We start from the raw sequence: 12,834 nt of genomic DNA on the forward strand, positions 1-12,834 counted from the left end.
ATCTGTGTTATTGGTGTTAGACTTGGTTTAAGGCATGGGCAGGCGCTTGGGTAACAACCTCTTTCGGGTATACCCTGGCCACCCAGCGGGGAAAGATTAAGGCTCCTGCCACTAAGTAAAGGTAGTAGGTCAGCAGGCGGTAGAGCAGCACAATGATCGTGGTAAACCCGCCTAAGAATGCGCCGAAAAACGCAGGGAAAGCTATCTCGGCAAACCCTGCTCCGCCGGGTGTTACCGACACGAGCAGTACGATCTTATAGACCAGGTTGCGGGAGAACACGACAAAATGGGAAGCCATGCTCAGTTCTGTAAAGGCCGCTATAAAGCAACCGATAATGGCGTAGCGGGCTGTCCAGACAAAAGCGGTGGACACGCCAGCGTGCAGCCAATAGGCCATGCTTTTGGTGCGCATGTGATTGGAAGCGACCAGCAGTTCACTTGAATGGCGAATAAGCGCCTGCCTCCACCGGCGGAATAGCCTGAATTGACCAAGCTGGATCAGAAAGCGCCTTACAGCGCTCGGGTTGATGAAAAGGGCATAGAACATCGCAAACGCGTAGAGGGCAATCAGCAGGTAGGACGCCATGAACGCGATGCTTAAGCTATACCTGACGGTATCGTTTAGCACCTCCAGCTCGGGCAATAACTGCTTTTTTGTAACCAGCAGCACCGCAGGCACTGCCAGCACAAAATACAGGTTGTCAAGCAGGGTGGTCACCATCACCTGCGCAATGGATTTGCCCAGCGCTACCCCTTCCTTGTACAGAATATAGGCTGCTATGGTAGAGCCTCCCACCACGGATGGCAGGGCACAGGACGCAAACTCCCACAGCATAATCACCTGAAAGCTCTGTTTCCAGCTCAGGTCCTTGCCGGTGATGTAACGGATACGGTACATGTAACCGTAGTCGCGCACCAGTAGCAGCAGGATGGCCATGCCCAGCCAGAAAAAACTGGCCTGCAGCAGGGTTTGTAACTGCACTTGCTCTTGGCTTTGGCGTAGCATATACCCTGCCATGCAAAGGCCAAGCAGTATGGGCAGAATGAGCTTGCGGGGCGAGAAGGTTGCCAGAAGGCTTTCTTTTGTCAGGGTCATCTTACTTGCCTCTTCAAGCCATTACCCTTTTTAGCTGCGGCAGTTTTGCCGGCATAATCACTAATGGCACTTTCTCTACTTTTACCGAGCTGCTATCCAGGCCAAACCACTTACTTTCGGATGTGGCAAACTGTTTTAGGGTAAAATACCACTCCATGATTAGCCTTTTGCTAAAAGGAAGATCGTTTTCGTAGGAGAGGAATTTTTCCAGTACCACAAACCTGAAGTCTCCAATCAGCTGCTGTTTGCTCAGGGAGTGGTAACGGCTGGTGATGTCAACCTCGCCGTTTTCCACCAGTTCCTCCACCACCTTGCGGAAGAAAAGGTTTATGCGCTGCTCCACCCGAAACCCAAGTTTAAAGTCTATGCGGATGACATCGTCCTTGGCCAGGTGGCGTACCTTGTACTCGGTTGTATAAGGCTCGTCGGTCGTCTCTACATGTATAAACCAGTAGATGTCTGCCCGCTTGGGCCGCTTTTGAAAAATAGAGTAGATAATTTTCGTTTCAAGCTCCCTGGGGTTGGCCGCGCTTGTCATAAACACAAGGTGCGTGGTGTACTTAGGGATGCTCTCGTCTGCGCTCAGCTCGTTCAGGGAAGGAAGGTAATCAGCCAGGTGCACGTATTCTGTAAAACTTCGCTTGATGTGGTAAGCGTTGATCCAGATGTACATAACTGTCAGCAGGAGCCCCCCGATAAGTAGCGACACCCAGCCGCCGTGGGGGAACTTGCTCAGGTTCGCCGCCAGGAAAGCCAACTCAATTGCCAGATAGATACCTAGAAAAAGGGACACCAGTACCTTAGACTTAAACCTGGTGTAGAGGTAGTAGGACATGAGCATGGTGGTGGAAAGCATCGCCATCGTGATGGCTAAACCGTAAGCCGCCTCCATGCGCTCAGACTCACGGAAATAGAGCACCACGCCTACGCAACCCAGCCACAAGAGCCAGTTAACGCTGGGCACGTAGAGCTGCCCCTTTAAGTTAGTCGGGTACACTAGCTTTACCTTTGGCCAGAGGTTAAGGCGTATCGCTTCACTGATGAGTGTAAATGACCCCGATACCAGCGCTTGGCTCGCGATAATGGCTGCGATGGTGGCTATGGTGATGCCAAAGAGCAGAAACCAGCCGGGCATAAGGTCATAGAAAGGATTTCCGGTCAGCAGTTTCCCCTCCTGCGTCATGAGGTAGGCACCCTGGCCCAGGTAATTCAGCAACAAGCTTGTTTTTACGAAGGTCCAGCTCAGGCGTATATTGGGGCGGCCGCAGTGGCCCAGGTCAGAATAAAGCGCCTCGGCACCCGTGGTACACAAGAACACAGCCCCTAGTAGCCAGAATCCGTTCGGGTAGTTTACCAGCAGGTTGTAAGCGTAATAGGGGTTCAGGGCCCGTAAAATCTCAGGGTGGTGCAGCATCGAAATGGCTCCCAGCGAGGCCAGCATCGTGAACCATACCAGCATGATCGGGCCGAAAGCCTTCCCTACGATCTCGGTTCCAAAACTCTGCATCAGGAATAGGCCGGTGAGTATCGCCAGCACAATCGGTACGGTTGGGATGCCAGGGTACAGGATTCTCAAACCTTCTATGGCAGAGGAGACAGATATCGGCGGGGTGATGATACCATCCGCCAACAGCGCCGCTCCCCCAACCATAGCAGGAACAATCAACCAACTTGCTTTGCGCCTGATCAGCGTGTATAAGGAAAAGATGCCTCCCTCGCCATTGTTGTCTGCCTGCAAGGTAAGAAGCACGTATTTCAGCGTGGTTTGGAGGGTCAGCGTCCAGAAAACGCAGGAAATGCCGCCATATACCAGCGCCTCCGAGATGGTAGCCTTCCCGATGATGGCTTTCATCACATACAGGGGAGACGTGCCAATGTCGCCGTAAATTATACCCAGCGATATGAGCACCCCTGCCGTAGAAACCGCGTTGCCTTTAGATTGAAGACTCATCTAATTGATCGTTATGAAAAAAGTCGCTGCTACAGTGCAGCATTACGGAAGCTTTAGTTTGTCTCAATGGTTTAGAGTTGGCTGCGCAACTTAAGCTGTTGCCTCACGAATGAGAGGACAGGCGGAAGTATCGAAACGATCATGATCCCTAATATCAGAAGCGAGAAATTCTGCTTCACGCCAGGCAGGTTTCCGAACAGGTAGCCGATCATGATAAAGAAGACTACCCACAGCAGTGCCCCTGCTACATTGAAATAGATGAAGCGCCTGTAGTTCATTTTGGCCATGCCTGCCACAAAGGGCGCGAAGCTGCGGACAATAGGTATAAAGCGGGCGTAAATGATGGTGCGGCCACCATAGCGGGCATAAAATTGCTCAGCCTGCTGTAAGTGGCTCTGCCGCAGGAACCAGTAGTTTTTGTGGTATACTTTTGATCCTAATTTTGCCCCCGTCAGGTAGTTGAAGGAGTCGCCCAGGATGGCTGCCACGCAAAGCAGCCCTAGCAGTAATAGCATGTTTAAACCTGATGACGGTATGGCTGCCAGCGCTCCCAGCGCAAAAAGAAGAGAGTCCCCCGGTAGAAATGGCGTGACCACCAGCCCAGTCTCACAGAAAATGATCATAAAAAGGATCAGGTAGATCCAGGTCTGGTACGTTTGCAGCAACACGATCAGGTGCTGATCGATGTGCAGGACAAAATCGAGGAGGTAAGAGAATAACTCCATGTCGTAAACTCAAAAAGGGCAGGAAAATAAAGAAACCACAAGCAGGGTTTCCTATGCGCACGGGCACAGGAAATTTGGCTCCTCAAGGATTGAGAAGGGCAGAAGAGAAATGTTACTAAGGGCCTTTGGTAAGAACCGTATGGAGGCCACAGTCGCCTTTGGAGGCGGGGTAGGAGTGTGGTGCTGGTACGGAGCGCTGTCCTTGTGGGTAGAGCCGTTGCAGTAAGACGTGCAGAACGGGTGCCAGGAGTGACTTATCCAGTTGCAGCACAGCTTCCGGCACCCCCGAGGATACCTCGCCTGCGAATAGAACCAGTTGGTTCTCTAAAGTAAGGTCTATGGCATCATGCTGCGTTACGTTCGGGCTTTGCGCAGCTCGTGCAGTGACAGGTATAGCAGAAACCAGCACGCTGCACAGCAGGATTGCGAGCAGTATGTTCAACTTCTGAATGATCTGTATACCTATTGTTTTCACGGAAGCAAAGGAATGAGGTTGGCAGGACTAAAACAATAGGAGGGGTAATATATTTTGTTTTTATATAGTGTGGTTACAATATCACCTTTGTTTTGATGGGCTGGTTTCTTAGATAGCCGAACAATAATGGCAGCAAGAGTGGCGACTGGCACTTAAGAGCGAGTGACCCGGTTAAATTGCCCTTGCTGCCACAGCACGGTGGTCAGAGAAGGTGTAAAGTAATCAGACAGGCGTGAATTTCTGCGGAGAATAGCTTAAGTATGTCAGGGCTGGCAGCAAGACGGAGGTTTAACAGCCAAGGGTTGCGGTTACTGGTTCGCAATCCAGCAGTCATGATACGCAGGGCGTAACCGGGTGTACCATAATGGGTGCCAAGGTGACTAAACAGATGGCCTTGAACCTACAGGGAGAGCTCTACCTTTGGGTTAACTACATGCACACGAGTTCGCAAGGTCGCATCATAAGGGTGCAGCCCCCTTTCCTGATGAAGCGCTGTAACGGCCTGGCGTTGTTCAAAACTACTGGCCACCAGCTCTACAGCATCTCTCTACCAACCGGTCAAGCATATTGCAAGCTACTAAAGCGATGAAACGAACGGCGCTCAACCGCCCTTTACTTTCTCCAAAATTTGCTCGATATAGAAAATCAACAAAAGCGCTACAAGGTTTACGCCTATAAATTTCTGGCCCAGGTCTGTGCCCAGGTTTATATGGAAGGAGGAGAGCGCGAGCCTGAACTTTACGATCCAGCCATCTACCATATCTGCACCCACTCCTACGCGTATGCCTGCCACATACTGAAAGCCGTAGGAACCAAATGAGAAGTACACGACCTGCAGCACTTGGTTTAAAAGGGAAAGTTTAAGGCCTTTTTCCGGATTACGGAACAGCATGCGTCCGCAAAGGATGGAGAATACATAGAGGGCGCCAGCAAACAAGCTGATGCGCAGGGCAGGCTGGTCCACGGCAAGTTCACCCCTCATCAGCACCCAACCAGTGAGTATTATACCTAAGAGGCCGCCGATGATCTGGTAGAGCGCCAGGGCCTGTATCTGATTTTTGGTCTTCCTGTTCAATGTTTGTTTCTTGAATATGAAAATTGCTCAGTTGTACGATCTTTCCCAGCTAAGGCAACAAAACAGCTCTGGGAGGATGTGCAGCTTATGGTGTGCGAGCAACGGGTATAAATATATTTGGCAAATACGCCTGTGCAGCGACACCTGGTTGAAACAAGGCCCTTTTAAGTATGACGCTTATCTGGAGGAATCGCTATAAAACAAGCAGCCCCGACCAATGCTGGCCAGGGCTTTTTGATCAACTCATGAGGCTAAGCATGAGGATTGACGTAGGCAAGGTCACCCCCTTCGTCTTCGCCTTGCCTGTAGTTGTTCTCTCTTCTGAGGGCTTCGAGGCCGCTCTTACCGTAAGCTACCCTGGTGATGACGACATAAAGCACCGGCACCACAAAGATAGCCAGGAAGGTAGCCGCGAGCATACCACCAATGACCACCCAGCCAATGGTCTGGCGCGACACAGCACCAGCACCAGAAGACAGGGCCAGCGGAACCACACCCAGGATAAAGGCCATCGAGGTCATGATGATTGGCCGCAGACGCAGCTTCACCGCTTCAATGGTCGCTTCGACCAACTCCATACCCTGGTGCACGCGTTCTTTGGCAAATTCCACGATCAGGATGGCGTTCTTTGCGGCCAGACCTATCAGCGTGATCATGCCAATCTGCGCGTACACGTTGTTATCCAGCTTTGGCAGCAGGGTGAGCGCCAGAATAGCACCGAACATACCCAGCGGAATGGCAAACAGGATAGAGAAAGGTACCGACCAGCTTTCGTACAGGGCCGCCAGCAAGAGCAACACCAGTATGATAGACAAAGAGAAAATGTAAACAGTACTGTCTCCCGCTGCCAGTTCTTCGCGGCTCAGGCCGGAGAAGTCGTAGCCATACCCTGCCGGCAGTACCTCTGCCGCCACTTCCTGCAGTGCCTGCAGTGCCTGCCCGCTACTATAGCCTGGGGCTGCATTGCCCAACACCTCGGCAGAGCGGAACAGGTTGTAGTGGGAAATTACGGCAGGATTCTCTACGACCTCATTTGTTACCAGCGCACCCAATGGCACCGATTCACCCAGCCTGTTCAGCACGTAGTACTGGTTCAGATCCGAAATATCCATCCGGTAAGCGGTGTCGGCCTGGGCAACTACCCGGAAGTTACGGCCATAGCGTGTGAAATCATTGATGTAGCGGCTACCCATCAGCGAGGACATCGTAGCATATACATCTGCTATGTTCACCCCCAGCTGCTTCGCCTTTGCCCGGTCCACCTCTACCTGGTAGCCCGGCGTACGGGTGTTAAAAAAGGTATAAGCCATCGCGATTTCAGGCCGTTGGTTCACAGCCCCGACGAACTGCCCCAGTACCGCCTCAAACTCCTTCAGGTCACCTCCTCCGGCTCGCTGCTCCAGCATAAAGCTGAATCCGCCGGATTGCCCCAGACCAGGTATGGCCGGAGGGGCAACTACCCTGATGTTGGCTTCTTTTAGCGCCGTAAACCGCTGGTTCAGGGTATTTATCACGCCCTGTAGCTGTTCCTCCTCGTTTTCGCGCTGCGCCCAGGGCTGAAGCTGCACGAACATGGTGCCGCTGTTCGACTTAAAGGAGAAGTTAATGGCGTTGAGGCCACCAATAGCGGTGTAGTTTCGGATGGCAGGTATATCAGCCATAATCTTTCCGATATCAGCCAGCAGGGCTTCAGTTCTGGTGGCCGAGGAGCCTTCTGGTAACTCTATCGAAACAAAGAGCCTGCCCTCATCCTCCGTCGGAATGAAACCGGTTGGCTTGGTAGCAAACAGACCGGTTGTGCCCACATACACGCACACCAGCAGGATGAGCACAAGCGGCGCGGTCTTTATACTCTTGCGCACCCCCACAGCGTATGATCCCGTGGTACGGGCAAACCAGTTGTTGAACTTGTAGAATAACTTGTTGATGCCCCTGGAGTTCTTGTCCACCTTCATGGGCTTCAGCATGAGCGAGCAAAGGGCCGGCGTCAGCGTTAAGGCCACAAAGGCAGAGATAAGCACCGAGATCGCGATGGTGATGGCAAACTGCTGGTACAAGCGGCCGACGATACCCGGTATAAAGCCCACGGGTATAAACACCGCCGCCAGGATAAGGGCAATGGCAATAACCGGTGCCGTGATGTCTTTCATGGCCTTGCGGGTGGCAGCCTTTGCCGATAGTCCCTCGTGGTCGATGTAATGCTGCACTGCTTCCACCACCACAATGGCATCATCCACTACAATACCAATGGCCAGCACGAAGCCAAACAAGGTGAGGGTGTTAATGGTAAAGCCCAGCGGCAGGAAGAAGATGAACGTACCGATGATGGAAACCGGAATTGCCAATATCGGCACCAGCGTGGCGCGCCAGCTCTGCAGGAACAGGAACACGACTATGATAACCAGTATAAGCGCCTCAATCAGTGTTTTCACCACTTCGTTGATAGACACCTGCACCACCGACACGGTTTCGAATGAAACCACATAATCCACGTCGGCAGGGAAAGAAGCCTTCAGTTCATCCAGGGCGGCATAGACACCCTCCGCTGTTTCCAGGGCGTTACTTCCCGGTGCCTGGTACATTAACAGGATGGCAGAAGGGTTGCCGTTAATGGTGGCTGAGCGCCCGTAGTCGAAGCGGCCAAACTCAATGCGGGCCACGTCTTTCAGGTATACCAGGCTTCCGTCCTCCGGATTGGTACGCACCACAATATTCTCAAATTCATCCTGCGTTTGCAGGCGTCCGCGAACCGTGATAGGGTATTGGAAAGCCTGCGTGTCGTACTGGGGTTTGGCGCCCACGGTACCTGCGGCCACCTGCAGGTTCTGCTCCTGTATAGCGCCTGTGATCTGGTTGGCACTGATGCCATACTGCGCCAGTTTATCCGGCTTCAGCCAGATTCGCATGCTAAAGTCCTGCCCCAGGGCATTAATGTCGCCCACACCGGGCACACGAAGCAAGGCATCCCGCACAAAGATGTTGGTGTAGTTATCCAGGAACTCGATGGTATGTGTTTTCTCCGGTGAGAAGATACCCACCACCATCATGATGCTCGGGTTGCGTTTACGCACCGTTACACCCAGTCTGCGCACTTCCTCAGGTAGGCTCGGCTCCGCGATACTCGCCCGGTTCTGCACATCCAGGGTGGCAATATCAATGTCGGTGCCAATCTCAAAGGTCACGGTCATGTTCATCTGCCCCGTGCTGGTATTGGTGGAGGTGATATAGGCCATGCCCGGCGTGCCGTTTATCTGTGTTTCCACGGGCGTGGCCACCGTCTGCTCTACTGTCTGGGCATCTGCCCCGGTATAGATCGCCGATACCGAAACGGTGGGTGGCGATATGTCCGGGTACTGCGTAACAGGCAGGTTCATCATAGCCAGTATCCCCACCAGCACGATCACAATCGAGATCACCATGGCGGTTACAGGCCTTCTAATAAATACGTCTGATATCATGTTGTTCTGTAAGGTCTTTTTTGAAGAGGAAACGGATTATCTGCCAGCGCCTGCCTGTGGCTGGCCACTCTGCGGAGCATCCACCTGTATCTTGGCTCCCTGGCGCAAGCGCTGTATGCCTTCTGTCACGATCTGCTGCCCTTCCTTGAGGCCTTCACGCACCACGATGCTGCCGCTCACGCGTGTGCCCAGCTCCACATTCTGCTGCACCACGGAGTCGCCCTGCACCACATACACGTAGTACTCGCCCAATTGCTCTGTCACAGCTTTGTATGGTATCACGACCTGCTTTCCGATATCCTGGTTCAGCACGTTCATACTCACCGTCATACCTGGTATCAGCACTCCGTTCGGATTCGGAAACTGCACCCTTACGGTAGTAGTACCCGACTGGCGGCCAATGGCCCGGTCAATAACCAATAGCTTACCTGTGTGTGGGTATACCTGCCCGTTGTTCAGGCGGATGGTGAAGAGCGAGTCCGGTTGGTTGCCTTGCTTCATGCTGCTGAAGCGGGCGATTTCCTGCTCATTTATCACAAAATCAACGGCTATCGGATCCACAGAGGATATGGTGTTCAGTAACGGCTGTCCCGGCGACACCTGAGCCCCCACCCGTACCTGGGAGATACCGATGGTACCGCTGAAAGGCGCATTCACTACGGAGTAATCCAGGTCCGTAGAAGCACTCCGTACCTGCGCCTCGGCAGCAGACACCTGTGCTCTGGCAGTCTGTACCTCGGTACGGGCATAGTCTACCTGCTGCCTGGCAATGGCATCGCGTTCTGCCAGCCTTTCGTAACGGTCCAGGTCTTTTTCTGCTCTGGCCAGGTTGGCCTTAACGCTTTGCAGGTTTGCTTGTGCCTGCTGTATGCCCGCCTGGTATCTGTTCTGGTCTATCTCGTAGAGGCGCTGCCCTTTTGTTACGCGTTGCCCGTCTTGTACATATATGTTGGTGATGTAGCCCGATACCTGCGGGCGCAGCTCCACTTCCTGCAGCGCCACTACTGCCCCGGGATACGTGTCGGTTCCTGTCACACTCTCCCGGCTTACCTTTAAAGTAGTAACCGGGGCAGCCATGTCGGCAGGGTTCATTTGCTGCTGGCCTGCCTCATCACCGCCACAGGATACAAGTACAGTGGGGCTGAGAATGGCTGCGAGCAGCCAATTGTATTTATTTTTCATGTTGCGTGTGTTCTGTTTATCTGGTGATGTCGATCGTACCGAAAGCTCTCTGAAGCTCGAGTTTGCTGGAAAGCACATTGTAAAGCGCGTTGTAATAGTTGAGCTGTGTGGTGCGCAGTTCTGTTTCTGCGACCAGCAGGTCCACATAGGCCTTCACACCTTCGTCATACTGTAGCTTGATGATCTCATACACTTCCTCGGCCATCTCCAGGTTGCTTTGCACCGTGCGCCACTCGGTATAGTCGGCTTTGTAATTTGCCAGTGCCGTCTGCAATTCCGTATTGATCACACGGCGAGTTTCCTCTATCTCAACTTCTAGGCGCTCTTCCTGTAGTTTGGCAATTCTGAGGTTCTGGAACCTGCTGGTTCCCTGAAAAATAGGTACTGCCACCTGCAGCCCAACCGCCGAGGTGGGGTATGACTGGTTGTAGAGGTTGGCGAGTTCGTTGTTAAAGTACAGCAGGTTGTAGTTGCCAAAAGCCGATAAGGTCGGAAGAAAGCTCCACTTGTTGAAGGCCGTATTCAGCGACAACAGCTGCCGTTGCGTTTGGAGCTGCTGCACTTCCACTCTGTCTTCGAAAGTCATCACCTGCGAGGTATCCACCAGCACCGCCTGCTCCATTTGGCTGTACTCATAGACGAGCTCCAGTTCCTCCTCAATCGGGTAGCCCATGAGCTGCTTCAGGTAGGCGGTGCGCGCCTTGATCCCTTCCGCAGCGCGCTTTCTGTCGCTTCGGATGTTTGCCAGGGTAATGGCAGCACGCTGGTAATCTGTTTTGTCCACCAGCCCTACCTCATACCTGCTGCGGGCGTCGGCGTATTGTTTTTCCTGCCGGACCAGGTTCAGTTCCAATATCCGGAGTTGCTCCTGCGTCAGCAGCACATCGTAAAAAGCCTTGCTTACACTCACAATGGTGTTAATGCGCGCATCCTCGGTCTGCAGATCGAGTTGTTGCCTTCTGAAGCGTGCCGCCTTGGACGCCAGCAACAGACTGCTGCTGAACAAGGTCTGTGTTCCCTCCAAAGCCAGGTTGGAGGTATACCGCTGCCCCAGCGTCACAATCTGATCCCCGAAAGGCTGTTGCTGCAGCTTTATGTTGTGGGTGCCGCCGTAGCGGGCGGAGACCTGCGGGTACCAGCCAGCCAGGTTCGCCCTGATTTCGCGCTCCCCGATTCTCTCGTCTAGCAGTGCCTGCGCTACAGCAGCCCTGTTCTCCAGCGCAAAGTTCAGGCACTGCTCCAACGTAAAGCTAGCCGTATCCTGAACCGTTGCTTTGGTCTGGGCAAACAGTGTTGCTGGCAACAGCAGGAGGCCTGCAAGCACTATTTTAATTTTCCTATAATACATAATATATCCACTGATGAAATACGTCGATTTGCTGATGGTTTTTGAACGCAGACTGCCAGGTTCCGGTAACCTGCTTTGGGGTCCTTGTGCTCATACAATTCTTTTTTAGCGAGAAAGCCTTCATGCTTCCATCAGGCACATAAGGTTTTGCAGGTGAATTAGCTTAACTTCATGCCATCCCACAGTATCTGGGGGAGCTGCTTCAATTCATTTGGTTTGAGCACAAGCCTTTGGGCAACGGCCAACTTGGCGGCGGAAATCACACTGCTGAATGCCATTGTGCCCAGGATCTTAGAACTTGTCTGCTTGAGATGCCCTTCTGTAATGCCGCGTTCATAAAACTCGAACAGCAACAAATAAAACTTATCCTGCTCCAAAGCAGGGAGCTTTGTGCTGTAAGGGGAGTTGACGAATTGCTCAAAGAACTTCAGCACATTCGGGTTATCCAGGTAAAACGCATAGAGTCCGAACCAAAGGTTAAAGAAGCACGCTTTGAAGGGCTTTACCTGGCATGCCTCTTTTTCCACTACCGCCATCACCTGCTGCTTTGCATAGCTGAACAATTCACAGATCAGTTGATCCTTGCTTTCGAAGTAATGGTAAATAGTGCCGGCAGCCACCCCGGCATGCTTCGCCACCATGCTCATAGGGGTGCCATGAAAGCCTTTTTCCCTGACCAACTCCATGGTGCTCTCAAAAATAGCTTTCTTCTTATCTGCGATATTTTCCATTCATCCACTTATCTCCAAATTGAATATTCATTCGGTTTGCAAAACTAGTCAATGTACCTTAGAATGGGAATGACTTCTCTGATTTTCTGCCCGAACGCCGGTTTTGATCCCTGATACAACCATTTAGAGGCGACAAACCGTAAATATAGATATAGCGCTTTTGTTTCATAAAACCTTCCCACGCCATGGCACTGTCACAGGAAATCCGCCACCCCCATCGTATAAACAGTGCCAACAATCCCGTCTGGATGGACGGTTTGAGAATCGTTCTCGGGCTTTTTCTTTTCCTTAAAGGCCTTTTATTCCTGGAGCACACCACGGAAGTGTTTTATGTCTTCAGTTCAAGCCAGGATGTTATTTCTGCCGGTAAAGCGCATTTCCTGACCAGTATGGTGCATATCGTCGGCGGCTTAATGATTGCTTTCGGCATGCTGACACGCCTGGCGCTGCTCTGCCAGATTCCAATCCTAGTTGGCGCCCTGCTTGTTGTGAACCCGCAGCGCGGGATCAATGCAGGCAACACAGAACTGGTTCTGTCTTTGCTGGTAACAGGCCTACTGGTGTTTTTCATGATCAAAGGCCCTGGCCGCTACTCCATCGATAACAAAGTGCTGCGGCAAAAGCAGCCACAGAAACCAAAAATCGAAAGGGGATAATCCATACCTGCTTTCCTGAAATGTAGACATTCCAAAATAATGGTTGTAACAGGCCGTGTTTGATGAATGAGCTTTTAAAACGCTAAGCCCTGTTCTCGCTTTGTATACTTGAATCCCTTAATTTTGGTAGCTGGAAA

Annotated in this window: 10 protein-coding genes; 1 reads left to right on the plus strand and 9 read right to left on the minus strand. The window is 52.2% G+C overall.

Translation table 11 applies throughout. The features are described 5' to 3' along the window. Positions 1-16 precede the first annotated feature (16 nt). The 9 genes from ACXYMU_RS10020 to ACXYMU_RS10060 all read right to left on the minus strand — a co-directional run bounded on the left by ACXYMU_RS10020 (position 17) and on the right by ACXYMU_RS10060 (position 12,041). Positions 17-1,096 carry a lysylphosphatidylglycerol synthase transmembrane domain-containing protein gene (locus ACXYMU_RS10020; RefSeq protein WP_458986247.1) on the minus strand — a complete coding sequence of 360 codons (1,080 nt, stop codon included), beginning with the start codon at positions 1,094-1,096 and terminating at the stop codon, positions 17-19. A 13-nt stretch (positions 1,097-1,109) separates the two neighbouring features. After that, positions 1,110-3,047 carry a KUP/HAK/KT family potassium transporter gene (locus tag ACXYMU_RS10025; RefSeq protein WP_458986248.1) on the minus strand — a complete coding sequence of 646 codons (1,938 nt, stop codon included), beginning with the start codon at positions 3,045-3,047 and terminating at the stop codon, positions 1,110-1,112. Positions 3,048-3,118: 71 nt separating this feature from the next. Next, the gene (locus tag ACXYMU_RS10030) at positions 3,119-3,772 is read right to left on the minus strand and encodes a DedA family protein (protein WP_458986249.1); all 654 of its coding nucleotides are present in this window, start codon (positions 3,770-3,772) and stop codon (positions 3,119-3,121) included. Positions 3,773-3,887: 115 nt separating this feature from the next. Further along, positions 3,888-4,247: a hypothetical protein gene (locus tag ACXYMU_RS10035; protein WP_458986250.1), complete on the minus strand. Its 360-nt coding sequence runs from the start codon at positions 4,245-4,247 to the stop codon at positions 3,888-3,890. A gap of 601 nt (positions 4,248-4,848) precedes the next feature. Beyond that, entirely contained in the window at positions 4,849-5,322 is a 474-nt protein-coding gene (locus tag ACXYMU_RS10040) for a hypothetical protein (protein ID WP_458986251.1), read from the minus strand. A gap of 251 nt (positions 5,323-5,573) precedes the next feature. Then, positions 5,574-8,780: an efflux RND transporter permease subunit gene (locus tag ACXYMU_RS10045; protein ID WP_458986252.1), complete on the minus strand. Its 3,207-nt coding sequence runs from the start codon at positions 8,778-8,780 to the stop codon at positions 5,574-5,576. Between the two features lie 36 nt (positions 8,781-8,816). Further along, the gene (locus ACXYMU_RS10050; protein ID WP_458986253.1) at positions 8,817-9,962 is read right to left on the minus strand and encodes an efflux RND transporter periplasmic adaptor subunit; all 1,146 of its coding nucleotides are present in this window, start codon (positions 9,960-9,962) and stop codon (positions 8,817-8,819) included. Between the two features lie 16 nt (positions 9,963-9,978). Continuing rightward, entirely contained in the window at positions 9,979-11,286 is a 1,308-nt protein-coding gene (locus ACXYMU_RS10055) for a TolC family protein (RefSeq protein ID WP_458986254.1), read from the minus strand. Between the two features lie 182 nt (positions 11,287-11,468). Continuing rightward, positions 11,469-12,041 (minus strand): TetR/AcrR family transcriptional regulator, encoded by a 573-nt coding sequence (locus ACXYMU_RS10060; RefSeq protein WP_458986255.1) that lies wholly within the window; start codon positions 12,039-12,041, stop codon positions 11,469-11,471. Between the two features lie 185 nt (positions 12,042-12,226). On the opposite strand from ACXYMU_RS10060, the gene ACXYMU_RS10065 reads away from it, so the two are divergent. After that, positions 12,227-12,697: a DoxX family protein gene (locus tag ACXYMU_RS10065; protein ID WP_458986256.1), complete on the plus strand. Its 471-nt coding sequence runs from the start codon at positions 12,227-12,229 to the stop codon at positions 12,695-12,697. The last annotated feature ends 137 nt before the right edge of the window (positions 12,698-12,834 follow it).

This window comes from Pontibacter sp. CAU 1760 (assembly GCF_054482735.1).